Genomic DNA, 24,690 nt, shown 5'->3' with positions numbered 1-24,690 from the left:
GAAAGATTATGGCTAACGTAATTATTGAAAAAGCTAAAGAGAGAATGACCCAGTCTCACCAATCACTTGCTCGTGAATTTGGTGGTATCCGTGCCGGTCGTGCCAATGCAAGCTTGCTTGACCGTGTACATGTAGAATACTACGGAGTAGAAACTCCTCTTAACCAAATCGCTTCAATTACGATTCCAGAAGCGCGTGTTTTGTTGGTCACACCATTTGACAAATCTTCATTGAAAGACATCGAACGTGCCTTGAACGCTTCTGATCTTGGTATCACACCAGCTAACGACGGTTCTGTGATTCGCTTGGTTATCCCAGCTCTTACAGAAGAAACTCGTCGTGACCTTGCTAAAGAAGTGAAGAAGGTCGGTGAGAATGCTAAAGTGGCTGTCCGCAATATCCGTCGTGATGCTATGGATGAAGCTAAGAAACAAGAAAAAGCAAAAGAAATCACTGAAGACGAATTGAAGACTCTTGAAAAAGATATTCAAAAAGTAACAGACGATGCTGTTAAACACATCGATGACATGACTGCTAATAAAGAAAAAGAACTTTTGGAAGTCTAAAAATAAACAGAAAAACTCAGTTGGCATTGCTGGCTGAGTTTTATTCGAAAGAAGGAAATATGAATACAAATCTTGCAAGTTTTATCGTTGGACTGATCATCGATGAAAACGATCGTTTTTACTTTGTGCAAAAGGATGGTCAAACCTATGCTCTTGCCAAGGAAGAAGGTCAACATACAGTAGGGGATACGGTCAAAGGTTTTGCCTACACGGATATGAAGCAAAAACTCCGCCTGACAACCTTAGAAGTGACTGCCACTCAGGACCAATTTGGTTGGGGAACTGTAACGGAAGTTCGTAAAGACTTGGGTGTCTTTGTGGATACAGGCCTACCTGATAAGGAAATCGTAGTGTCACTTGATATCCTCCCTGAGCTCAAGGAACTTTGGCCTAAGAAGGGCGACCAACTCTACATCCGTCTTGAAGTGGACAAGAAAGACCGCATCTGGGGACTCTTGGCCTATCAAGAAGACTTCCAACGTCTGGCTCGTCCTGCCTACAACAACATGCAGAACCAAAACTGGCCAGCCATTGTTTACCGCCTCAAGCTGTCAGGGACCTTTGTCTATCTGCCAGAAAATAACATGCTTGGTTTTATCCATCCTAGCGAGCGCTATGCAGAGCCACGTTTGGGTCAAGTTTTAGATGCGCGTGTTATTGGTTTCCGTGAAGTGGACCGCACATTGAACCTCTCCCTCAAACCACGTTCTTTTGAGATGTTGGAAAATGATGCTCAGATGATTTTGACCTACTTGGAAAGCAATGGCGGTTTTATGACCTTGAATGATAAGTCATCTCCTGAGGATATCAAGGCAACCTTTGGCATTTCTAAAGGTCAGTTCAAGAAAGCACTCGGTGGCTTGATGAAGGCTGGCAAAATCAAGCAAGACCAGTTTGGGACAGAGTTGATTTAGGGAGATTTATGAGAAAATCATTTTACACTTGGCTCATGACCGAGCGCAATCCTAAAAGTAACAGTCCCAAGACTATCTTGGCAGACCTTGCTTTTGAAGAATCAGCCTTTCCAAAACACACAGATGATTTTGATGAGGTGAGTCGCTTTTTAGAAGAACATGCCAGTTTCTCTTTTAACCTAGGAGACTTTGACGTTATTTGGCAAGAATACTTAGAACACTAGCATGATTCACTGGGTTTGGGCTAGTAATTTCTCCACCCCTTTGCTATAATAAAAAGAAATAAAAGGATTAGAGAGGTTCTTTATTTGAAGGAACATTCAATAGACATTCAACTGAGTCATCCAGATGATCTGTTTCATCTTTTTGGTTCCAATGAGCGCCATCTTCGTTTAATGGAAGAAGAGCTTGATGTGGTGATTCATGCTCGTACGGAGATTGTCCAGGTTTTGGGAGAAGAGTCTGCTTGCGAGGAAGCCCGTCAGGTTATTCAAGCTCTCATGGTCTTGGTGAACCGTGGGATGACCGTTGGTACGCCAGATGTGGTGACTGCAATTAGTATGGTCAAAAACGATGAAATTGATAAGTTTGTCGCCCTTTATGAAGAAGAAATCATCAAAGATAATACTGGGAAACCGATCCGTGTCAAAACTCTGGGTCAAAAACTTTATGTGGATAGTGTTAAACAGCATGATGTGACCTTTGGAATTGGGCCTGCAGGGACAGGGAAGACCTTTCTTGCAGTTACTTTGGCAGTGACAGCTCTTAAACGTGGTCAGGTTAAGCGAATTATCCTGACTCGTCCAGCAGTGGAAGCAGGTGAGAGTCTTGGATTTCTTCCGGGTGACCTCAAGGAAAAGGTCGATCCTTACCTTCGCCCTGTTTATGATGCCTTGTATCAGATTTTGGGGAAAGACCAAACTACTCGACTCATGGAGCGTGAAATTATCGAGATTGCGCCCCTTGCCTATATGCGTGGACGAACCTTGGATGATGCCTTTGTCATTCTCGATGAGGCGCAAAATACGACCATCATGCAGATGAAGATGTTTTTGACTCGTTTAGGCTTTAATTCTAAGATGATTGTCAATGGAGATATCAGTCAGATTGACCTGCCACGTAATGTCAAGTCCGGTTTGATTGATGCCCAAGAAAAGCTTAAGAACATTCACCAGATTGACTTTGTTCATTTTTCAGCCAAGGATGTGGTTCGCCATCCAGTTGTCGCTCAGATTATCCGAGCCTATGAACCAGCTCCAATTAAAAATGAAGAGCGTGAAGAAGTCCAAGAAGAAACAGAATAGCAAAAAAGAGCAGTTCAGGTGGAATTGCTCTTTCTTTTATCTGATAATTAGATTTTTTATACTAGTTCATCAATTGGAGTATGTTTTTTATCGAGGCCTTGGGCTACTGGAAGACTGGTTAAGTAACCTTGATAAGTGGTAACACCTTGGCGCAAGCCCTCATCTTCAGCAATTGATTGTACAAATCCTTTTTCGGCCAAAGCTTCGATATAAGGAAGAGTGACATTGGTTAGGGCGATGGTAGAAGTACGGGCAACTGCACCAGGGATGTTGGCAACGGCATAGTGGAGCACACCGTGTTTTTCATATACAGGCTCATCGTGCGTTGTCACACGGTCAGCTGTCTCGATAACGCCACCTTGGTCAACGGCAACGTCAACGATGACAGATCCTGGACGCATTTGTTTGACCATCTCATCTGTCACCAATTTTGGTGCCTTGGCACCAGGAATGAGAACCGCTCCGATCACCACATCCGCATCTCTCACACTAGCTTCGATGTTGAATGAATTGGACATGAGAGTTTGAATTTGGTGGCCAAAGACCTCCTCTAAAACGGAGAGACGTTTAGCACTGATATCAAGGATGGTTACTTGAGCTCCCAATCCTAAAGCGATGCGGGCAGCATGGGTCCCTACGACACCGCCACCGATGATGGTTACTTTCCCTTTAGGTACACCCGGTACACCACCCAGTAGGACACCAGAACCTCCTGCTTGCTTAGTTAGGAAATGAGCACCGATTTGGACTGCCATACGGCCTGCAACCTCACTCATAGGTACGAGGAGTGGTAACTGACCTTGGGAATCACGAACAGTTTCATAGGCAATCCCTGTTGTTTTTGCTACTAGCATAGCATCTGCTAATTCAGGCGCTGCGGCCATGTGCAAGTAGGTGAAGAGAAGCAGGTCTTCACGCAAGTACTCATATTCAGAAGATAGTGGTTCTTTTACTTTGACGACTAACTCTGCAGCCCAAGCTTCACCAGCAGTAGCGACAATCTCAGCTCCTTGCTTTTGATAGTCAGCATCAGTAAATCCTGAACCTAGACCAGCATTTGTTTCGATAAGGACGCGATGACCACGACCGACTAAGCTGTGGACACCAGCAGGTGTGAGGGCAACACGGTTTTCATTATTCTTAATTTCTTTTGGAATTCCGATTAACATAGAGAAAAACTCCCTTTCTATTGACGGGTTGTAAATGATTTATCACAATTATCTATAAAATAAGGTGATGATTTTATTCTATATGAAACCGCTTTAAAAATCAAGAAAAATTTGTTGTAAACTATCTACAGGGCCATATTGGATAGGAAAGAAAAAGGCCGAATCGTTACAAGAGTCCATTATGTCTTGACCAAGGAAGACTATTTTGCAAATAAATAAGCAGTTGAGAAGAAATTTTCAACTGTTTTTTCTTCCTCTTACGAATAATCTAAGAGAGGAGAAAATATGGAAGCAATTATCGAGAAAATTAAAGAGTATAAAATCATTGTCATCTGTACTGGTCTGGGCTTGATTTTAGGCGGATTTTTCCTGCTAAAGCCAGCTCCACACACACCTGTCAAGGAAACGAATTTGCAGGCAGAAGTTGCAACTGTTTCCAAGGATTCGGTATCCGAAAAGGATGTGAAGAAGGAAGAAAAGGAAGAACCTCTTGAACAAGATCTAATCACAGTAGATGTAAAAGGCGCTGTTAAATCGCCAGGAATTTATGATTTGCCTGTAGGTAGTCGGGTCAATGATGCCGTTCAAAAGGCGGGTGGATTGACCGAACAAGCAGACAGCAAGTCGCTTAATCTAGCTCAGAAAGTTAGTGATGAGGCTCTGGTTTACGTTCCAACTAAGGGAGAAGAATTAGCTAGTCAACAGGCAGGTTCTGGGACGACTTCTTCAACAAGCAAAGAAAAGAAGGTCAATCTCAACAAGGCAAGTCTGGAAGAACTCAAGCAGGTCAAGGGACTGGGAGGAAAACGAGCTCAGGACATTATCGATCATCGTGAAACAAATGGGAAATTCAAGTCGGTTGATGAACTCAAGAAGGTCTCTGGCATTGGTGCCAAAACTATAGAAAAGTTAAAAGATTATGTTACAGTGGATTAAGAATTTCCCCATTCCCCTAATTTACCTGAGTTTTCTGTTACTTTGGTTTTATTATGCCATTTTTTCAGCATCTTATCTTGCTTTGTTGGGATTTGTTTTTCTGCTAGTTTGTCTCTTTATTCAATTTCCTTGGAAATCTGCTAGCAAAGTTCTAGTGCTTTGTGGAATCTTTGGCTTTTGGTTTCTGTTTCAAACTTGGCAACAGAGTCAAGCGAGTCAAAATTTGGCAGATTCTGTTGAAAGGGTACGGATTTTGCCTGACACTGTTAAGGTCAATGGTGATAGTCTGTCCTTTCGTGGTAAGTCTAACAGTCGTGCTTTCCAAGTCTATTATAAACTCCAATCCGAGGAGGAGAAAGAAGCCTTTCAAGCTTTAACCGACCTTCATGAGATAGGACTTGAAGGAAAACTATCAGAGCCAGAAGGGCAGAGAAATTTTGGTGGCTTTGACTACCAAGCCTATCTGAAGACTCAGGGAATTTATCAAACTCTCAATATCAAAAAAATCCAGTCACTTCAAAAGGTTGGCAGTTGGGATATAGGAGAAAATCTATCCAGTTTACGCCGAAAGGCTGTGGTTTGGATTAAGACACATTTTCCAGACCCTATGCGCAATTACATGACAGGTCTCTTGTTAGGGCATCTGGACACTGACTTTGAGGAGATGAATGAGCTTTATTCCAGTCTAGGAATTATCCACCTCTTTGCCTTGTCGGGTATGCAGGTAGGCTTTTTCATGGATGGATTTAAGAAACTTCTCTTGCGATTGGGCTTGACCCAAGAAAAGTTGAAATGGCTGACTTATCCCTTTTCTCTTATTTATGCAGGGCTAACAGGATTTTCAGCATCAGTCATTCGCAGTCTCTTGCAAAAGTTACTGGCTCAACATGGTGTTAAGGGCTTGGATAATTTCGCCTTGACGGTGCTTGTACTCTTTATTATCATGCCCAACTTTTTCCTGACTGCAGGAGGAGTCTTGTCCTGTGCTTATGCTTTTATCTTGACCATGACCAGCAAAGAAGGAGAGGGACTCAAGACAGTTGTCAGAGAAAGTCTAGTCATTTTCTTGGGAATATTACCCATTTTATCCTTCTATTTTGCAGAATTTCAACCTTGGTCCATCCTCTTGACCTTTGTCTTTTCCTTTCTTTTTGACTTGGTCTTCTTACCGCTCTTGTCTATCTTATTTGCCCTTTCCTTTCTTCATCCAGTCATTCAGCTGAATTTTATTTTTGAATGGTTGGAGGGAATGATTCGCTTTGTATCACAAGTGGCAAGTAGGCCTCTAGTCTTTGGACAACCCAATGCATGGCTTTTAATTTTATTGTTAATTTCCTTGGCTTTAGTATATGATTTGAGAAAAAACATTAAAAAGATAACAGTATTGAGCTTATTGATTACAGGTCTATTTTTCTTGACCAAGCATCCACTGGAAAATGAAATCACCATGCTGGATGTTGGGCAAGGGGAAAGTATTTTCCTACGGGATGTAACTGGGAAAACCATTCTCATAGATGTGGGAGGTAAGGCAGAGTCTGATAAGAAAATTGAAAAATGGCAAGAAAAGGCGACAACCAGCAATGCCCAGCGAAGCTTGATACCCTATCTCAAAAATAGAGGAGTATCCAAGATTGACCAGCTGATTTTGACAAATACGGACAAGGAACATGTTGGAGATTTGTTGGAGGTGAGCAAGGCATTCCATATAGGGGAGATCTTAGTATCAAAAGGAAGTCTGAAACAGAAGGAATTTGTGGCAGAACTACAAGCGACTCAAACCAAGGTTCGTAGTGTGTCAGTGGGAGAGAATCTTTCAATTTTCGGAAGTCAGTTAGAAGTCCTATCTCCAAGGAAAATTGGAGATGTAGGTCATGAAGATTCCCTGGTTCTGTATGGAAAACTTTTGGATAAGTACTTTCTTTTCACAGGAAATTTGGAGGAGAAGGGGGAGAAGGAATTGCTGAAGCAGTATCCTGACCTAGAAGTGGATGTTTTGAAAGTTGGGCAACATGGCTCTAAAAAATCATCAAGTTCATCCTTTTTAGAACAGCTCAAACCAGAGATGACTCTCATCTCGGTTGGAAAGAACAATCGAACCAAACTCCCCCATCAGGAAACCTTGACACGACTGGAAACTATCAATAGCAAAGTTTACCGAACTGACCAGCAAGGAGCTATACGCTTTAAGGGGTGGAATAGTTGGAAAATCGAAAGCGTTCGATAGGAAGGACAAATATTATATATTAGTAAAATAAACTAAAAATCTGTTGCATAATAATGATAAAAACGATATAATGAAAGCGTCTTCAATATTAATGATATAAAATCATTAAAAATTAGCAAAAACCGTTTAATTAGTTAGTTTATGATCTATTGGTCTTTTTTAGTCCAGTGTATCTGCTTTGACAGTGACTAAAAGTTATCGGTATGATTGGAATACTGCTTGGGAGTATACTACCAACTATCACAACCATCAATATATTTGGATTCCGTCATGGTCTCGTTATAACAGCTATTCTGAGTATAGAGTTGGCGGAGGCTGGAATTATGAACGTTTTGAGGTCATAAACTACTATACTGGCGGATATTAATAGTTAAACGTTTAGAAGAAGGAGAGATGGATATGTTAAGGCTTACTCATGTTACCTTAAAAACGCGACAAGTCATCTTGCAAGATGCGGATTTTACATTTGAAAAGGGTAGGATTTATGGTATTCTTGCTATCAATGGCTCTGGAAAGACGACATTGTTCCGCGCCATTAGCAATTTAATTCCTATAAGTAGTGGAAATATTGTAGCCCCTCCTTCTTTATTTTATTATGAAAGCATTGAATGGCTGGATGGAAACTTAAGTGGGATGGACTATCTTCGCCTGATCAAGAACATCTGGAAGTCAGGGCTGAACTTGGGGGATGAAATTACCTATTGGGAAATGTCTGACTATATCAGCCTTCCCATTCGTAAGTATTCCTTAGGCATGAAGCAACGCTTGGTGATTGCCATGTATTTCCTCAGTCAGGCGAAATGCTGGCTTATGGATGAGATTACAAATGGCTTAGATGAGTATTATCGACAGAAGTTTTTTGATAGGCTAGCAAAAATCGATAGACAAGAACAGCTGGTTCTTTTAAGTTCCCACTATAAGGAAGAGTTGCTTGATGTCTGCGATAGAGTAGTAACCATTCATCAGGGGCAGATAGAAGAGGTTTAGTTTATGAAAGATATTAGTCTATTTTTATTAAAAAAAGTTTTCAAAAGTCGCTTAAACTGGATTATCTTAGCTTTATTTGTTTCAACTCTTGGTATTAGCTTTTATTTCAATAGTCGGACTGCAAACTATGTCAGCTTGGAGAACAGGTTGGAAACTCGTACTGCAGCCAACGAGAGAGCTATCAATGAAAATGAAGAGAAGCTCTCCCAAATGTCTGACACCAGCACGGAGGAATACCAGTTTGCTAAAGAAAATTTAGACTTGCAAAAAAATCTTTTGACGCAAAAGAAAGAAATTCTGACTTTATTAAAAGAAGGACGCTGGGAAGAAGCATACTATTTGCAGTGGCAAGCTGAGGAAAAGAGTTATGAAACTGTATCAAATGACCCAACTTCTAGCTCGGACTTAAAAATAGCGGTTGACCGCGAACGAAAGACTTACCAAGCCCTGTATCCCTTGAACATAAAAGCCCACGATTTAGATTATCCGACCCACGGGATTGATCAGATTGTCTGGATTTTAGAGGCTATCATCCCAACCTTGTTTGTGATTGCGATTATTTTTATGCTGACACAACTTTTTGCAGAAAGATATCAAAATCATCTGGACACAGCTCAGTTATATCCTTTTTCAAAAGTGGCATTTGCCATATCTTCTCTTGGAGTTGGGGTGAGCTATGTAACTGTGCTGTTTATCGGAATCAGCGGATTTTCTTTTCTAGTGGGAAGTCTGACAAGTGGTTTTGGACAGTTAGATTATCCCTACCCGATTTATAGCTTAGTGTATCAAGAGGTAACTATTGGAAAGATACAAGATGTGTTATTTCCTGGCTTGTTCTTAGCTTTCTTAGCCTTTATCGTCATTGTGGAAGTTGTGTATTTGATTACTTACTTTTTCAAGCAAAAAATGCCTGTCCTCTTTCTGTCACTTATTGGGATTGTTGGCTTATTGTTTGGCATCCAAACAATCCAGCCTCTCCAAAAGATTGCACATCTGATTCCCTTTACTTACTTGCGTTCAGTGGAGATTTTATCTGGAAGATTACCTAAGCAAATTGATAATGTCAATCTGAATTGGAGTATGGGAATGGTCTTACTTCCTTGCCTGATTATCCTTTTGTTAGTGGGAATTCTATTTATCGAAAGATGGGGAAGTTCACGTAAAAAGGAAGTTTTTAATAGATTCTAGCTTTCCTACAGGGAAAATAAGTAAAAACTAACATAGAGAGGGAATCAACTTGATTCTCTCTTTTTGATTCGAAAACCAAGTCAAAATATAAACACAAACTTTTCAAAAAAATAACTTTTTATCTTGACAAGGGCTAGAAAACTTGGTATCATATAAAAGTTGAGAAAAGCAGAAGTGAGAGCTTCTCGCCTTGTGACATTAAGTTGCCTGGCCCTACGGATGAAAAGTTTCTAAGAAACGCTATCATAACGTGCGGGCTTGTATATTTACGAGTCCGCTATTGTTTTTCTCTAATAAAACAAAAGAGGTGAAAACCATAGCAAAGCAAGACTTATTCATCAATGATGAGATTCGTGTACGTGAAGTTCGCTTGATTGGTCTTGAAGGAGAACAGCTAGGCATCAAGCCACTCAGTGAAGCGCAAGCTTTGGCTGATAACGCTAATGTTGACCTAGTATTGATTCAACCCCAAGCCAAACCGCCTGTTGCAAAAATTATGGACTACGGTAAGTTCAAATTTGAGTACCAGAAGAAGCAAAAAGAACAACGTAAAAAACAAAGTGTTGTTACTGTGAAAGAAGTTCGTCTAAGTCCAACTATTGACAAGGGTGACTTTGATACAAAACTTCGCAATGCACGCAAATTCCTTGAAAAAGGAAATAAAGTTAAGGTATCTATTCGCTTTAAGGGTCGTATGATTACCCATAAAGAGATTGGTGCAAAAGTTTTAGCCGAGTTTGCTGAAGCAACTCAAGATATTGCCAACATCGAACAACGTGCTAAAATGGATGGACGTCAAATGTTCATGCAATTGGCGCCAGCGACTGACAAAAAATAATTGTCAGAAAGTTAAATAAAGGAGAAAAAATCATGCCAAAACAAAAAACACACCGCGCATCAGCTAAACGTTTCAAACGTACAGGTTCTGGTGGACTTAAACGTTTCCGTGCTTACACTTCTCACCGTTTCCACGGAAAAACTAAGAAACAACGTCGTCATCTTCGTAAAGCATCTATGGTGCATTCAGGAGATTACAAACGTATCAAAGCAATGCTTACTCGCTTGAAATAATAGCCTAACAGTAAGTAAACAATTCTAGGAAATATTTGGAGGAAATAAAACATGGCACGTGTTAAAGGTGGCGTTGTATCACGCAAACGTCGTAAACGTATTCTTAAATTAGCAAAAGGTTACTATGGAGCTAAACACATCTTGTTCCGTACTGCAAAAGAACAAGTAATGAACTCTTACTACTATGCATACCGTGACCGTCGTCAGAAAAAACGTGACTTCCGCAAATTGTGGATCACTCGTATCAACGCGGCAGCTCGTATGAACGGACTTTCATACTCACAATTGATGCATGGTTTGAAATTGGCTGAGATCGAAGTTAACCGTAAAATGCTTGCTGACTTGGCTGTTAACGATGCAGCAGCTTTCACAGCTCTTGCAGATGCAGCTAAAGCAAAACTTGGTAAATAATAACTGATAAGACTGGAACAGGATTGTCCCAGTCTTTTTAAAAATAAAGGAGAAAAATATGGCTTCAAAAATGCTACATACTTGCTTGCGAGTAGAAAATCTTGAAAAATCAATTGCATTCTATCAAGATGCTTTTGGTTTTAAAGAATTGCGTCGCAGAGATTTTCCAGACCATGCCTTCACGATTGTCTATCTAGGTCTTGAGGGTGACGACTATGAGTTGGAGTTGACTTATAACTACGATCACGGTCCTTATGTGGTTGGAGATGGATTTGCCCACATCGCCCTCAGTACACCTGATCTTGAGGCGCTTCATCAAGAGCATAGTGCCAAAGGCTATGAAGTTACTGAACCAAATGGTCTACCAGGAACTGCACCTAACTATTACTTTGTCAAAGACCCTGATGGCTACAAGGTTGAAGTCATTCGTGAAAAATAATCTCGTGAAGTCAAGTAGAATGTTCGTTTTCTACTTGACTTTTTTTGGTTGAAAGAGTATACTAGTAAAAATTTAACCTTTAAGGGGAGTCCAGAGAGACTCACAAGGTGTCAGATAAAAGAATAGTACAATTTTCTAGAGGGGACTTTTTGAGTGTGCTCTCTTGTCTTGTACGATTTTAACTGAGGCCTTGCAATCGCAAGGCCTTTTCTTTATCTGCTCCCCTTAAAATTTAAGGAGGAAAAGTCATGAATCCCACATGTAAGAAACGTTTGGGTGCCATTCGTTTGGAAACCATGAAGGTGGTTGCACAGGAGGAAATCGCGCCAGCAATCTTTGAACTGGTCCTAGAAGGAGAAATGGTTGAAACTATGCGAGCAGGCCAATTTCTTCATCTGCGTGTGCCTGATGATGCCCATCTTTTGCGTCGTCCTATTTCAATTTCGTCTATTGATAAGGTAAAGAAGCAGTGTCACCTCATTTATCGGATTGAAGGGGCTGGGACAGCTATTTTCTCAACCTTAAGTCAGGGAGACACTCTTGATGTAATGGGTCCTCAGGGAAATGGTTTTGACTTGTCTGACCTTGATGAGCAGAGCCAGGTCCTCCTCGTTGGTGGTGGAATTGGTGTACCGCCCTTGCTTGAAGTAGCCAAGGAATTGCATGCCCGTGGTGTGAAAGTAGTGACAGTTCTCGGTTTTGCTAATAAGGATGCTGTTATTTTAGAGACGGAATTAGCTCAATATGGTCAAGTCTTTGTAACGACAGATGATGGTTCTTATGGTATTAAGGGAAATGTTTCCGTTGTTATCAAGGATTTAGACAATCAATTTGATGCTGTTTACTCATGTGGGGCGCCTGGAATGATGAAGTATATCAATCAAACCTTTTATGACCACCCAAGAGCCTATCTATCTCTAGAATCTCGTATGGCTTGTGGGATGGGAGCTTGCTATGCCTGTGTCCTAAAAGTACCAGAAAGTGAGACGGTCAGCCAACGCGTCTGTGAAGATGGTCCTGTTTTCCGCACAGGAACAGTTGTATTATAAGGAGAAAATCATGACTACAAATCGTTTACAAGTTTCTCTACCAGGCTTGGATTTGAAAAATCCGATTATTCCAGCATCAGGCTGTTTTGGTTTTGGTCAAGAGTATGCCAAGTACTATGATTTAGACCTTTTGGGTTCTATTATGATCAAGGCGACAACCCTTGAACCACGCTTTGGCAATCCAACTCCAAGGGTGGCAGAGACACCCGCTGGCATGCTTAATGCAATCGGCTTGCAAAATCCTGGTTTGGAAGTTGTTTTGGCTGAAAAGTTACCTTGGCTGGAAAGAGAATATCCAAATCTTCCTATTATTGCCAATGTGGCTGGTTTTTCAAAACAAGAGTATGCAGCTGTTTCTCATGGTATTTCCAAGGCAGCCAATGTAAAGGCTATTGAGCTCAATATTTCTTGCCCCAATGTTGACCACTGTAATCATGGACTCCTGATTGGCCAAGATCCAGATTTGGCTTATGATGTGGTGAAAGCAGCTGTGGAAGCTTCTGATGTGCCAGTTTATGTCAAACTAACCCCTAGTGTGACCGATATCGTTACTGTCGCAAAAGCTGCAGAAGATGCGGGAGCAAGTGGCTTGACCATGATCAATACTCTAGTTGGAATGCGCTTTGACCTCAAAACTCGCAAACCAATCTTGGCCAATGGAACAGGTGGGATGTCAGGCCCAGCCGTCTTTCCAGTAGCCCTCAAGCTTATTCGCCAAGTAGCCCAAACAACAGACCTACCTATCATTGGAATGGGGGGAGTAGATTCGGCTGAAGCTGCCCTAGAAATGTATCTGGCTGGAGCATCGGCTATTGGAGTTGGAACAGCCAATTTTACCAATCCATATGCCTGTCCTGATATCATCGAAAATTTACCAAAGGTTATGGATAAATACGGCATCAGCAGTCTAGAAAATCTACGCAAGGAAGTAAAAGCCAGCCTTAGATAAGCTAGACTATCCTTATTGTCAATAAGATATAGAATTTTCATCATTTTGTAATATTTTCATCTTTTAACTATGTTAAAATAAAGTTAATTACGAATGATGTAGATGAATATCTACTTAGGGGAGTAAAATGAAGAGAACACTACTTGTAAGCACGGCAGTGCTTGCATTGGCAATTGTGCCCACAATATCAGTCTTTGCTGAAGATAGTAAAACAACAGACCAAAGTCAAACGACGAATAAGAGTCAGTCTGTGGACAAAAATCAGTCTAAAGATAAAAATCAGACTCCAGCATTAGAAGAGAAAAAAGTTGTTGAACATACAAAGAATGAAGCTGAAAAGACGGAAAAAAAGAAAGAATCAGTTGTTGTAAAAGAAAATAATTCTAAACAAGAGGCTATTCCAAATAAAGAAAAAGTTGAAGAAGCTCATAAGAATGGTTGGCAGAAAGAGCATGGGAAATGGCTTTTTTATGAGAATAATCAACCAATAAAAAATTGGAAAAAAATTGCGGGTGTCTGGTATTTCTTTGATCAACATGGAATCATGGCCAGCAATAGAATTGTTAATGACTATGCTTTTCATACTAGTGGAGCAATGGTAGAAAATTCCTGGTTGAAAATTGCGGATAAATGGTACTATGCTACAGATTCAGGAAAGATTGTTCGTAATAGATGGGAAAAAATTGGCAATGTTTGGTATTACTTCAAGCAAGATGGAGTTATGGCTAGCAATGCTCTAGTGAACGATTATCTTCTTAATAGTAGTGGGGCGATGGCTCAAAATGCTTGGGTGAAGATTACTGATAAATGGTATTATGCTACAGATTCAGGAAAAATCCTTCGTAATAAATGGGAAAAAATTAAGGGCGCATGGTATTATTTTAATAATGATGGTGTGATGGCCAGTAATCAGTGGAAAAATGCTTACTATCTAAAAAATAGTGGAGCAATGGCTGAAAAAGAATGGATTTTTGATAAATCTTATAATAGCTGGTTTTACCTAAAATCAGGTGGTGCTTATGCTTCACGTGAATGGATTGGTGCTTATTACCTCAAATCTGGTGGTTATATGGCCAAGAATGAATGGATTTTTGATCCTAACTACAATGCATGGTACTACCTGAAAGAAGATGGAAGCTATGTTACTGGTGGTTTTAACATCAAAAATAAAGAGTACTTCTTCCAAGATAACGGAAAGTGGATTCAAAGTCCAAAATATTTTAAGGTTAAACCAATCACAGCCTATATTTATAGCGAATCAGGAGATATTTTGAGCTATGTCAATCAGGGAAGTATTGTGACCTATGATGGCTCTAAAAGCAAGGGTAGTCGTCTAGCTGTTTCAATATCAGGCTTGTCCGGTTATATGAATCAAAGTGATTTGGCTTTAGTTGAGGAAGAAAGTGAGTTTATTCCTCACTATACTACTGACGGAAGATTCCTATACCATGAACTTTCTCCATACACTAGTATACGGGTAGCTCCACATACTTCAGCTATGAAAATTGGTAAGAAGTATTATTCAAAGGATGGAGAACATTTCGATGGGTTTACTATCAAAAATCGTTTCCTTTTCAAGAATTTAACTGAACCAACCAACTATAGTGCGGATGAATTAAATAGAGTTTATTCGATGATGAATATCCGAAACAGTCGTCTTGCCGGTAAAGGAGCAATTTTTAAGGAAGCTGAAAAACGTTACGGTGTCAATGCTCTCTATTTAATGGCTCACAGTGCGCTAGAAAGTGCTTGGGGACGTAGCCAAATTGCTAATGATAAAAATAACTTCTTCGGTATAGCTGCTTACGATACCAGTCCCTATGATTCCGCTAAGAAATTTGATGATGTAGACAAAGGAATTCTTGGTGCGGCCAAGTGGATTCGTGAGAACTATATTGACCGTGGAAGAGATCACCTTGGAAATAAAGCGACGGGAATGAATGTACGCTATGCATCAGATCCGTACTGGGGTGAAAAAATAGCTAGTATCATGATGAATATCAATAGTCGACTTGGTGGAAAAGATTAAAAGATAAGCAACGATAACTGCTGAAAAGTGGTTGTCGTTTTTTTATTTTTCCGTAGATTTAAGAAGATAAAATGGAGTGAAGTATAGTCAAAAAGCCGTTTCAAAGCGGTTTTTTTGTTATAATGAAGGGGAGAATTATTGACATTAAAGGAGAAAAACATGACATTTGAAGAAATGCTGCCTGGCTTAAAGGCTAAGAAAAAATATGTACGAACAGGTTGGGGAGGAGCTGAAAACTATGTCCAACTCTTTGACACCATTGAACAAAACGGGGTTGCACTTGAAGTGACACCCTATTTCCTAATCAACGTGTCTGGAGAAGGAGAAGGTTTTTCTATGTGGAGTCCGACACCTTGTGATGTTTTGGCGACGGATTGGGTAGAAGTACATGATTAGACGTGTATTGATTACGGGAGTGAGTTCAGGGATCGGCCTAGCTCAGGCTCGACTCTTTTTAGAGAAGAGTTATCAAGTTTATGGAGTTGACCAAGGTGAAAATCCGCTCTTAGAGGGTGATTTCTACTTTTTTCAGAGAGATTTGACCTTGGACTTGGAGCCAATTTTTGCCTGGTGTCCTCAGGTAGATATTTTGTGCAATACTGCTGGAGTTTTGGATGATTATAAACCACTTTTAGAACAAACAGCGCAGGAAATTCAAGAAATTTTTGAAATTAACTACGTGACTCCAGTAGAGTTGACTCGCTATTATTTGACGCAAATGTTGGAAAATAAAAAGGGGATCATCATTAATATGTGCTCCATTGCTTCGAGTCTAGCAGGTGGCGGTGGACACGCCTATACTTCTTCGAAGCACGCCTTGGCTGGCTTCACCAAGCAGTTGGCTCTAGACTATGCTGAAGCTGGTATTCAGGTATTTGGTATCGCTCCAGGAGCAGTCAAGACAGCTATGACTTCTGCAGATTTTGAGCCAGGTGGATTGGCTGACTGGGTTGCTAGTGAAACACCAATCAAGCGCTGGATTGAGCCAGAGGAAATAGCAGAGATTAGCCTTTTCTTAGCCAGTGGAAAGGCCTCTGCCATGCAGGGACAAATATTGATAATAGACGGTGGATGGTCTTTGAAGTAGGAGGATCTGATGGAAATCAAAAATCACAGAAGAGAATGCATCGCAAGAAGTCTTGAAAGTCAAAGCAGAATTATTAGGATTTCCAGAACTGGACAAAACCTCTTACATGAATTGGAAGGTGAATGGACATGAAAAACCAACTTGCTCTTAGTAGCGAAAAACTTGATGAAAAAGTTTACCCACAACTATTTCACCACATTGGAATGATTCGTGGGGAATACTTGTTGAGAGAGCTCAATCAAAATATATTATTACCAAGTTGTCAGCAATTTGTAAAAGATTATCTAGATACTATTTGCTCCTTATACTCAGATGAAGAGGTATGGTATCGTTTTTCTGAATTAACGAATGCAGAAGCCAATTGTTTAGAGGGAACTAAAGAGTATTTTGATGAAAATCATCCCTTATTTGGATATAGAGGAACCAGGCGTTTACTGGCATGTTTGGATGAATTTCAGGCTGAAGCAAATGTTGTTACAGAAGTTTATCAAACGAATCCCAATCTGTCTCTTATTTTTCCTTTTATCAATGATGCCGACCAATTGAAACAAGCTATTACAGTGTTGCGTCAGTATGGCTTTACTGGAAAAGTCGCCACAATGATTGAATTACCGTCAGCGTATTTTGACTTGGATAGGATACTGGAAGCGGGTATTTCAAAGATTGTAGTTGGAATGAATGATTTGACTTCTTTTGTTTTTGCGACTGTTAGAAACAGTCAATGGCATGATATGGAAAGTCCAATTATGTTAGATATGCTAAGACAGATGCAGGATAAAGCAAGGACGAAAAAGATTGACTTTGCTGTAGCAGGCTATCTGAATGTTTCTTTCATACAAACAATGAATCAGATGGGTATCGAATGCATTCTCCATTACAGCTCTATTCCAGAGATTTTTGATTTAGAAATTGGCTATCCAGACCATCTCAAATATATAAAAGAAGAAAGTAAGAAATTACAAAGGAGCACCCATGACACCGCAAGAAATGTGGAATGCCTACAAAAAAATTAACCCCTCTATAGGAGATGAAATCGATGCTTGGGCTTTTGGAGTGGAACCAGACCTTTTAGCAGATTTGCTTTTAAGAGGCGAAAAGACTGCAACAGCATCAGCCTACGATCTCTATGCACTAGAAGCCGAGTCTCTTCCTCAAGAAGGAACTTTTGATGTCATTTTAGATAGTCAAAATCAGGCTGTCTGTATTGTCGAAATTACAAAGGTTTCTGTCCAGCCCTTCAATCAAGTTTCTGCTCAACATGCCTTTAAGGAAGGGGAAGGTGACAAATCCCTAGCCTATTGGCGTCAGGTTCATGAGGATTGTTTCGCCGAGTGGCTGAGAGAAGTAGGACTGACTTTTACACCTGAAAGCAAGGTTGTTTTAGAAGAATTTCGCAAGGTCTACCCATTGTAGGCTATTAGAAGGAAGAAAGTTTTGGAAATCGCCGTCCAATCCTTTTTTCTCCAGCAAAACATGATATAATAAGTTTGTTTGAAGAAGAGCAGCAGCTCTTAAACTTAGAATAGGAGAAAACTATGCAAGCAGTTGAACATTTTATTAAGCAATTTGTTCCTGAACATTATGATTTATTTTTAGACTTGAGTCGTGAGACCAAGACTTTTTCTGGGAAGGTGACCATCACTGGTCGAGCACAGAGTGACCGTATTTCCCTTCACCAAAAAGACTTGGAAATCGCTTCTGTAGAAGTTGCAGGTCAGGCTCGTCCATTTACAGTTGACCATGAAAATGAAGCCCTTCATATCGAATTGGCTGAGGCTGGTCAAGTTGAAGTGGTTCTTACCTTTTCTGGTAAAATCACAGACAACATGACAGGGATTTACCCTTCATACTACACAGTTGATGGTGTCAAGAAGGAAGTCTTGTCTACCCAGTTCGAGAGCCATTTTGCGCGTGAAGCCTTCCCATGTGTGGATGAGCCAGAAGCCAAAGCAACCTTTGACCTTTCTCTACGTTTTGACCAAGCAGAAGGTGAATTGGCCTTGTCTAACATGCCAGAGATTGAAGTTGAAAAACGTCAGGAAACAGGTATCTGGAAGTTTGAGACAACACCTCGCATGTCTTCTTACTTGTTAGCCTTTGTTGCTGGTGATTTGCAAGGTGTGACGGCTAAAACTAAAAACGGTACCCTCGTTGGTGTTTACTCAACCAAAGCACATCCGCTTTCTAACCTTGATTTCTCACTGGACATCGCTGTTCGCTCTATCGAGTTTTACGAAGATTATTACGGAGTTAAGTATCCAATCCCTCAATCTCTTCACATCGCTCTTCCTGACTTCTCAGCAGGTGCTATGGAAAACTGGGGTCTTGTAACCTACCGTGAAGTTTACTTAGTTGTTGATGAGAACTCAACTTTTGCTAGCCGTCAACAAGTTGCTCTTGTTGTGGCACATGAGTTGGCTCACCAATGGTTTGGGAACCTCGTTACTATGAAATGGTGGGATGACCTATGGCTCAATGAAAGCTTTGCTAACATGATGGAATACGTCTGTGTGGATGCCATCGAGCCAAGCTGGAATATCTTTGAAGATTTCCAAACAGGTGGTGTTCCGTCTGCCTTGAAACGTGATGCGACTGATGGTGTTCAGTCTGTTCACGTTGAAGTCAAACACCCAGATGAAATCAATACGCTCTTTGATGGTGCTATCGTCTATGCCAAAGGAAGCCGTCTTATGCACATGCTTCGTCGTTGGCTAGGTGATACCGATTTTGCCAAAGGTTTGCATGCCTACTTTGAAAAACACCAATACAGCAATACAATTGGTCGTGACCTTTGGGATGCTCTTGGTCAAGCGTCTGGACGTGATGTCGCAGCCTTTATGGATTCCTGGTTGGAACAACCTGGTTATCCAGTTCTCACTGTCAAAGTTGAAAATGATGTCTTGAAGATCTCACAAAAACAATTCTTCATCGGTGAGCACGAAGACAAGAACCGTCTCTGGGTTGTGCCACTAAACAGCAACTGGAAAGGCTTGCCTGATACACTCGAAACTGAAAGCATCGAAATCCCTGGCTACGCAGCCCTTCTTGCTGAAAATGAAGGAGCTCTTCGTCTCAATACTGAAAATACAGCTCACTACATTACAGACTATCAAGGAGACTTGCTAGATGCTATTCTTGCTGACCTAGTTGAGCTTGATAATACAAGTAAACTGCAAATCGTCCAAGAACGTCGCTTGCTTGCTGAAGCAGGGCACATTTCTTATGCAGACTTGCTTCCAGTACTTGATAAACTCGCTAAAGAAGAATCTTACCTTGTCGTTTCAGCTGTTTCTCAAGTAATATCTGCTCTTGAGCGCTTTATAGATGAAGGAACAGAAGCTGAAAGAGCCTTCAAAGCCTTGGTTGCTAAATTGGCTCGTCACAACTATGACCGTCTTGGTTTTGAAGCTAAAGATGGCGAATCAGATGAGGATGAGTTGGTTCGTCAGTTGGCTGTTTCTATGATGATTCGCTCAAATGATGCAGAAGCTAGTCAAGTCGCTAGCCAAATCTTCGCGGCTCACAAGGAGAATCTTGCAGGACTTCCAGCAGCTATTCGCTCACAAGTTCTGATCAATGAGATGAAACATCATGAGACTAAAGACTTGTTAGCACTTTATCTTGATACTTACACTCACGCAACAGATGCTGTCTTTAAACGCCAGTTGGCAGCTGCTCTTGCATACAGTACAGATGCGGATAATATCCAAAACTTGATTGCTTCTTGGAAGGACAAATTTGTGGTCAAACCACAAGACTTGTCTGCTTGGTACTTCCAGTTCTTAAGCCATCAAGCAACTCAGGAAACAGCATGGTCTTGGGCGCGTGAAAACTGGGCTTGGATTAAGGCAGCCCTTGGAGGAGATATGAGCTTTGATAGCTTTGTTATCCTTCCTGCTCATGTATTTAAGACAGAACAACGCTTGGCGGAATACAAGGAGTTCTTTGAGCCACAACTTTCTGATCTTGCTCTTAGCCGTAATATCGGCATGGGAATCAAGGAAATTGCAGCGCGTGTTGACTTGATTAACCGCGAAAAAGCTGCAGTGGAAGCAGTTGTTCTTCAATACGGAACTAAATAATCAAAATAAAACTCAGCTATCTCATGTAAAATGCAGAGAGTTGAGTTTTTTTTAAGGCAAATTTGGTATAATGGTCTTAATAAGGAGGAGTTTCTCATGATAAAAATCTTATTAGTTGAGGATGACCTAGGCCTGTCAAATTCAGTATTTGACTTTTTAGACGATTTTGCGGATGTCATGCAGGTATTTGATGGAGAAGAAGGTCTCTACGAAGCTGAGAGTGGCGTCTATGACTTGATTTTGCTCGATTTGATGTTGCCAGAAAAAAATGGTTTCCAAGTCTTGAAAGAATTGCGTGAAAAGGGAATTACGACCCCAGTTCTGATTATGACTGCTAAGGAAAGTTTGGATGACAAGGGACATGGATTTGAACTAGGAGCGGATGATTATCTGACCAAACCTTTTTACCTAGAAGAACTCAAAATGCGGATTCAAGCCCTTCTCAAACGTTCAGGTAAGTTTAATGAAAACACCTTGACTTATGGAAATATTGTGGTTAATCTGTCTACAAATACCGTTAAGGTTGAAGATACTCCCGTCGAATTGCTGGGGAAAGAGTTCGATTTACTAGTTTATTTCCTTCAAAATCAAAATGTTATTTTGCCGAAGACTCAGATTTTTGATCGTCTATGGGGATTTGATAGTGATACAACGATTTCTGTTGTCGAAGTCTATGTTTCAAAAGTTCGTAAGAAATTAAAAGGAACCACTTTTGCAGAGAATTTGCAAACCTTGCGTAGTGTTGGGTATATTTTAAAAGATGTTCAGTAAACTAAAAAAAACATGGTATGCGGATGACTTTAGTTACTTTATCCGCAACTTCGGTGTCTTCACCCTGATTTTCTCTACCATGACTCTGATTATTTTGCAGGTCATGCATTCGAGTCTCTATACTTCGGTGGATGATACGCTCCATGGCTTGAGTAACAATCCTCAGGCAGTTATTCAGCTTGCGGTAAATAGGGCGACAGAAGAGATTAAAGATTTAGAGAATGCTGCTACAGATACTAGCAAGACTGAGATAAAACCCAATGTCAGTTCCAATACGGAGGTTATTCTTTTTGATAAGAATTTTACCCAGCTCCTTTCTGGAAATCGATTTTTGGGATTGGATAAGATTAAGCTAGAGAAGAAAGAACTAGGCCATATCTATCAAATTCAGGTTTTTAATAGCTATGGACAGGAAGAAATCTATCGCATGATTTTGATGGAAACCAATATCAGTTCGGTTTCAACCAATATCAAGTATGCGGCTGTCTTGATTAATACCAGTCAGTTGGAGCAAGCCAGTCAAAAGCATGAGCAACTGATTGTGGTCGTGATGGCTAGTTTTTGGATTTTGTCTTTGATTGCCAGTCTCTATCTAGCTCGAGTCAGTGTCCGACCTCTGCTTGAGAGTATGCAGAAGCAGCAGTCTTTTGTGGAAAATGCCAGTCATGAGTTACGAACTCCACTTGCAGTTCTGCAAAATCGTTTAGAGACCCTTTTTCGTAAGCCAGAAGCTACCATTATGGATGTGAGCGAAAGCATTGCATCGAGTTTGGAAGAAGTCCGAAATATGCGTTTTTTGACGACAAACTTGCTGAACTTAGCTCGACGAGATGATGGAATTAAGCCAGAACTTGCAGAAGTTCCAACTAGCTTTTTTAACACGACTTTCACAAACTATGAGATGATTGCTTCTGAAAATGACCGTGTCTTCCGTTTTGAAAATCGCATTCATAGAACGATTGTCACAGATCAGCTTCTTTTGAAACAATTGATGACCATCCTGTTTGATAATGCTATCAAATATACTGAGGAGGATGGTGAAATTGATTTTATGATTTCAGCGACTGATCGTAATCTATATTTGCTAGTTTCCGACAATGGAGTCGGTATTTCAGCAGAAGATAAGAAGAAAATTTTTGATCGTTTTTATCGAGTGGATAAGGCTAGAACCCGTCAAAAAGGTGGTTTTGGTTTAGGATTATCCCTAGCCAAGCAAATTGTAGATGCCCTAAAAGGAACCATTGCTGTTAAAGATAATAAACCAAAGGGAACAATCTTTGAAGTGAAAATTGCCATCCACACACCATCGAAAAAGAAAAAATAAAAATATCGCTCCAGATGGGGCGATATTTTGGATTTATCTTCTACGTTTTTGTTTGATAATAGACCGTTGAACTTTTAAAACAAGTAAGCTGGATCCGATTGCTGCGGCAAATGCAAGAGCAGTTGATAATTTTAATGCTAAAAAGATAAAACTAAAGATAGCAATACAGATACAAAAAACAGCGATATTAACAAAAAATAGGATTTCCTTGAGATTGGCATCAGATTGCGCTTCAGGTGTATAATCTTGATAGCGAGGAACCTGTTGGCTTAATTCTTCTTGATAGTCTACCTCATAGGACTGTAATTTTCTTACGGGCATTATTCTCTCCTTAACAGTACATACCTATTTTATCATTTTTTCAGCAGAGAATTATTACAGAAAGGTTACAATAAGAATAAAGTCCCTTTTCATTTTTAAAGAATAGCTGATTTTCCAGAAATATGGTATAATTTTTCTTATGGAAAAGATTATCATTACAGCAACTGCTGAAAGTATTGAACAAGTTAAACAACTGTTCGAAGTTGGCGTAGACCGTATCTATGTTGGTGAGAAAGATTTTGGCCTTCGTCTGCCAACAACCTTTAGTTATGACCAATTGCGTGAAATCGCTAAGTTGGTTCATGAAGCTGGTAAGGAATTGATCGTTGCGGTCAATGCCCTCATGCACCAAGATATGATGGATCGTATCAAGCCATTCCTTGATTTCTTGGAAGAAATCAAGACAGACTACATTACGATTGGTGATGCAGGTGTCTTTTACGTGGTCAACCGTGATGGTTATTCCTTTAAGACCATCTACGATGCTTCGACTATGGTAACTAGCAGTCGCCAGATCAACTTCTGGGGACAAAAGGCTGGCGCATCTGAGGCTGTTTTGGCGCGTGAAATTCCATCTGCTGAACTCTTTAAAATGCCAGAGATTTTGGAAATTCCTGCTGAAGTTTTGGTTTACGGTGCTAGTGTCATCCATCATTCTAAACGTCCACTCTTGCAAAACTACTATAACTTTACACATATCGATGACGAAAAGACTCGCAAGCGTGACCTCTTCTTGGCTGAGCCAAGTGACCCAGAGAGCCACTATTCCATTTTTGAAGACACTCATGGTACCCATATCTTTGCCAATAACGACCTTGATTTGATGACCAAATTGACAGAATTGGTGGAGCATGGTTTTACCCATTGGAAACTAGAAGGGCTCTACACTCCTGGTCAGAACTTTGTTGAAATTACAAAACTCTTTATCCAAGCGCGTAGCTTGATTCAAGAGGGCAACTTTAGCCATGACCAAGCCTTCTTGCTGGATGAAGAAGTTCGTAAACTTCACCCTAAAAACCGTTTCCTTGATACAGGATTCTATGACTACGATCCTGATATGGTTAAATAGGACATTAAAACCCGAAATAAAAATGTTCGGGTTTTTCCAGTGTATCCATGAAATAAAAACGGATACATGTTATAATAAAAGTAGCTCTTTAATGGAGGTGTTTGAGTGGAAAATCTGAAGAAAATGGCAGGTATCAAGGCTGCTGAGTTTGTCAAGGATGGCATGGTTGTCGGACTGGGAACGGGTTCTACTGCCTATTATTTTGTCGAAGAAATCGGTCGTCGTATTAAGGAAGAAGGATTGCAGATTACAGCTGTAACGACTTCTAGTGTGACTAGTAAACAGGCTGAAGGGCTTAATATCCCACTCAAGTCTATTGACCAAGTAGACTTTGTTGATGTGACAGTCGACGGGGCGGATGAAGTGGATAGTCAGTTTAACGGAATTAAAGGCGGTGGTGGTGCCCTTCTGATGGAGAAGGTTGTCGCAACGCCCTCAAAAGAATATATTTGGGTGGTGGATGAAAGCAAGCTGGTTGAGAAACTAGGTGCTTTTAAATTGCCAGTAGAAGTGGTTCAGTATGGTGCAGAACAGGTCTTTCGTCGTTTTGAGCAAGCTGGCTACAAACCAAGCTTCCGTGAAAAAGATGGCCAACGTTTTGTGACCGATATGCAGAACTTTATCATTGACCTTGCCTTGGATGTCATCGAGGATCCAATTGCTTTCGGACAAGAATTGGACCATGTCGTTGGTGTTGTAGAGCACGGATTATTCAACCAAATGGTTGATAAGGTCATCGTTGCTGGACGAGATGGGGTTCAGATTTTAACTTCAAGCAAAGCAAAATAATAAGGAGACAC

Annotated in this window: 27 protein-coding genes, 2 pseudogenes and 1 other annotated feature; of the genes and pseudogenes, 27 read left to right on the top strand and 2 right to left on the bottom strand. The window is 40.5% G+C overall.

Translation table 11 applies throughout. The features are described 5' to 3' along the window. Positions 1–8 precede the first annotated feature (8 nt). The 4 genes from frr to DXN33_RS04385 all read left to right on the top strand — a co-directional run bounded on the left by frr (position 9) and on the right by DXN33_RS04385 (position 2,784). On the top strand, positions 9–566 hold the full coding sequence (gene frr, locus DXN33_RS04400; RefSeq protein ID WP_000024409.1) for a ribosome recycling factor: 558 nt from the start codon (positions 9–11) through the stop codon (positions 564–566). 59 nt (positions 567–625) lie between these two features. Beyond that, positions 626–1,480, top strand: a complete 855-nt coding sequence (cvfB, locus tag DXN33_RS04395) for an RNA-binding virulence regulatory protein CvfB (RefSeq protein WP_049488665.1) — start codon at positions 626–628, stop codon at positions 1,478–1,480. Positions 1,481–1,488: 8 nt separating this feature from the next. Then, positions 1,489–1,704: a YozE family protein gene (locus tag DXN33_RS04390; RefSeq protein ID WP_115904451.1), complete on the top strand. Its 216-nt coding sequence runs from the start codon at positions 1,489–1,491 to the stop codon at positions 1,702–1,704. A gap of 84 nt (positions 1,705–1,788) precedes the next feature. Further along, entirely contained in the window at positions 1,789–2,784 is a 996-nt protein-coding gene (locus tag DXN33_RS04385) for a PhoH family protein (RefSeq protein ID WP_000658187.1), read from the top strand. A gap of 56 nt (positions 2,785–2,840) precedes the next feature. Here DXN33_RS04385 and ald read toward each other — a convergent pair whose 3' ends face one another. Beyond that, entirely contained in the window at positions 2,841–3,953 is a 1,113-nt protein-coding gene (gene ald, locus DXN33_RS04380; RefSeq protein WP_115904450.1) for an alanine dehydrogenase, read from the bottom strand. 132 nt (positions 3,954–4,085) lie between these two features. Here ald and DXN33_RS04375 point away from each other — a divergent pair. From DXN33_RS04375 to ciaH, 21 genes and pseudogenes are all read left to right on the top strand, one after another. Beyond that, positions 4,086–4,172 (top strand): annotated as a pseudogene (locus DXN33_RS04375) (N-acetyltransferase); the annotation flags it as partial. Between the two features lie 66 nt (positions 4,173–4,238). Beyond that, on the top strand, positions 4,239–4,889 hold the full coding sequence (locus tag DXN33_RS04370; protein WP_115904449.1) for a helix-hairpin-helix domain-containing protein: 651 nt from the start codon (positions 4,239–4,241) through the stop codon (positions 4,887–4,889). After that, positions 4,873–7,113, top strand: a complete 2,241-nt coding sequence (locus tag DXN33_RS04365) for a DNA internalization-related competence protein ComEC/Rec2 (protein ID WP_115904448.1) — start codon at positions 4,873–4,875, stop codon at positions 7,111–7,113. Before DXN33_RS04370 ends, DXN33_RS04365 begins: the two co-directional genes overlap by 17 nt. Positions 7,114–7,291: 178 nt before the next feature. Next, positions 7,292–7,480: a hypothetical protein gene (locus DXN33_RS09885; protein ID WP_049488681.1), complete on the top strand. Its 189-nt coding sequence runs from the start codon at positions 7,292–7,294 to the stop codon at positions 7,478–7,480. A gap of 32 nt (positions 7,481–7,512) precedes the next feature. Then, positions 7,513–8,100 (top strand): ATP-binding cassette domain-containing protein, encoded by a 588-nt coding sequence (locus DXN33_RS04355; RefSeq protein WP_049488683.1) that lies wholly within the window; start codon positions 7,513–7,515, stop codon positions 8,098–8,100. A 3-nt stretch (positions 8,101–8,103) separates the two neighbouring features. Beyond that, the gene (locus DXN33_RS04350) at positions 8,104–9,288 is read left to right on the top strand and encodes a hypothetical protein (RefSeq protein WP_115904447.1); all 1,185 of its coding nucleotides are present in this window, start codon (positions 8,104–8,106) and stop codon (positions 9,286–9,288) included. 160 nt (positions 9,289–9,448) lie between these two features. Then, positions 9,449–9,580 (top strand) — a sequence feature (ribosomal protein L20 leader region). Between the two features lie 15 nt (positions 9,581–9,595). Then, entirely contained in the window at positions 9,596–10,126 is a 531-nt protein-coding gene (infC, locus tag DXN33_RS04345; RefSeq protein WP_181897282.1) for a translation initiation factor IF-3, read from the top strand. A 32-nt stretch (positions 10,127–10,158) separates the two neighbouring features. Further along, on the top strand, positions 10,159–10,359 hold the full coding sequence (rpmI, locus tag DXN33_RS04340; RefSeq protein ID WP_001125943.1) for a 50S ribosomal protein L35: 201 nt from the start codon (positions 10,159–10,161) through the stop codon (positions 10,357–10,359). 51 nt (positions 10,360–10,410) lie between these two features. After that, positions 10,411–10,770, top strand: coding sequence for a 50S ribosomal protein L20 (rplT, locus tag DXN33_RS04335; RefSeq protein ID WP_000124834.1), 360 nt, complete (start codon positions 10,411–10,413; stop codon positions 10,768–10,770). A gap of 58 nt (positions 10,771–10,828) precedes the next feature. Beyond that, positions 10,829–11,209, top strand: coding sequence for a VOC family protein (locus tag DXN33_RS04330; RefSeq protein ID WP_000157153.1), 381 nt, complete (start codon positions 10,829–10,831; stop codon positions 11,207–11,209). Positions 11,210–11,457: 248 nt separating this feature from the next. After that, positions 11,458–12,258 (top strand): dihydroorotate dehydrogenase electron transfer subunit, encoded by an 801-nt coding sequence (locus DXN33_RS04325; protein ID WP_115904445.1) that lies wholly within the window; start codon positions 11,458–11,460, stop codon positions 12,256–12,258. Further along, positions 12,221–13,207 (top strand): dihydroorotate dehydrogenase, encoded by a 987-nt coding sequence (locus DXN33_RS04320; protein WP_181897281.1) that lies wholly within the window; start codon positions 12,221–12,223, stop codon positions 13,205–13,207. Before DXN33_RS04325 ends, DXN33_RS04320 begins: the two co-directional genes overlap by 38 nt. Before the next feature lie 127 nt (positions 13,208–13,334). Next, complete coding sequence (locus tag DXN33_RS04315; protein WP_115904444.1) at positions 13,335–15,236, top strand: glucosaminidase domain-containing protein; 1,902 nt, start codon at positions 13,335–13,337, stop codon at positions 15,234–15,236. 159 nt (positions 15,237–15,395) lie between these two features. Next, on the top strand, positions 15,396–15,632 hold the full coding sequence (locus DXN33_RS04310; protein ID WP_000142162.1) for a DUF2829 domain-containing protein: 237 nt from the start codon (positions 15,396–15,398) through the stop codon (positions 15,630–15,632). Continuing rightward, complete coding sequence (locus DXN33_RS04305) at positions 15,625–16,323, top strand: 3-oxoacyl-ACP reductase (protein ID WP_115904443.1); 699 nt, start codon at positions 15,625–15,627, stop codon at positions 16,321–16,323. Before DXN33_RS04310 ends, DXN33_RS04305 begins: the two co-directional genes overlap by 8 nt. Before the next feature lie 19 nt (positions 16,324–16,342). After that, positions 16,343–16,474 (top strand): annotated as a pseudogene (locus tag DXN33_RS09785) (NUDIX hydrolase); the annotation flags it as partial. Next, the gene (locus DXN33_RS04300; RefSeq protein WP_181897280.1) at positions 16,452–17,336 is read left to right on the top strand and encodes a putative PEP-binding protein; all 885 of its coding nucleotides are present in this window, start codon (positions 16,452–16,454) and stop codon (positions 17,334–17,336) included. The pseudogene DXN33_RS09785 and the gene DXN33_RS04300, both read left to right, overlap by 23 nt. Beyond that, entirely contained in the window at positions 17,296–17,736 is a 441-nt protein-coding gene (locus tag DXN33_RS04295; protein WP_115904441.1) for an ASCH domain-containing protein, read from the top strand. The genes DXN33_RS04300 and DXN33_RS04295 overlap by 41 nt, the downstream gene beginning before the upstream one ends. Positions 17,737–17,858: 122 nt before the next feature. Then, positions 17,859–20,405 carry a M1 family metallopeptidase gene (locus DXN33_RS04290; RefSeq protein ID WP_115904440.1) on the top strand — a complete coding sequence of 849 codons (2,547 nt, stop codon included), beginning with the start codon at positions 17,859–17,861 and terminating at the stop codon, positions 20,403–20,405. Positions 20,406–20,501: 96 nt separating this feature from the next. Continuing rightward, positions 20,502–21,176, top strand: coding sequence for a two-component system response regulator CiaR (gene ciaR, locus DXN33_RS04285; RefSeq protein WP_000590639.1), 675 nt, complete (start codon positions 20,502–20,504; stop codon positions 21,174–21,176). Beyond that, complete coding sequence (gene ciaH / locus DXN33_RS04280) at positions 21,166–22,500, top strand: two-component system sensor histidine kinase CiaH (RefSeq protein WP_115904439.1); 1,335 nt, start codon at positions 21,166–21,168, stop codon at positions 22,498–22,500. The genes ciaR and ciaH overlap by 11 nt, the downstream gene beginning before the upstream one ends. Before the next feature lie 33 nt (positions 22,501–22,533). Here the strand turns inward: ciaH and DXN33_RS04275 are convergent, their stop codons facing one another. Beyond that, complete coding sequence (locus tag DXN33_RS04275) at positions 22,534–22,821, bottom strand: DUF3270 domain-containing protein (RefSeq protein ID WP_070478882.1); 288 nt, start codon at positions 22,819–22,821, stop codon at positions 22,534–22,536. A 139-nt stretch (positions 22,822–22,960) separates the two neighbouring features. Here DXN33_RS04275 and DXN33_RS04270 point away from each other — a divergent pair, with 139 nt between their 5' ends. Together DXN33_RS04270 and rpiA are read left to right on the top strand one after the other, a co-directional pair. Further along, the gene (locus DXN33_RS04270) at positions 22,961–23,890 is read left to right on the top strand and encodes a peptidase U32 family protein (RefSeq protein ID WP_115904438.1); all 930 of its coding nucleotides are present in this window, start codon (positions 22,961–22,963) and stop codon (positions 23,888–23,890) included. A gap of 105 nt (positions 23,891–23,995) precedes the next feature. Then, complete coding sequence (gene rpiA / locus DXN33_RS04265; RefSeq protein WP_115904437.1) at positions 23,996–24,679, top strand: ribose-5-phosphate isomerase RpiA; 684 nt, start codon at positions 23,996–23,998, stop codon at positions 24,677–24,679. Positions 24,680–24,690 lie beyond the last annotated feature (11 nt).

It is taken from the genome of Streptococcus sp. NM (assembly GCF_003390135.1).
Lineage (GTDB): Bacteria > Bacillota > Bacilli > Lactobacillales > Streptococcaceae > Streptococcus.
The sequence above is the reverse complement of the archived record's forward strand: the minus strand, read 5'-3'. Positions and strand labels throughout refer to the sequence as shown.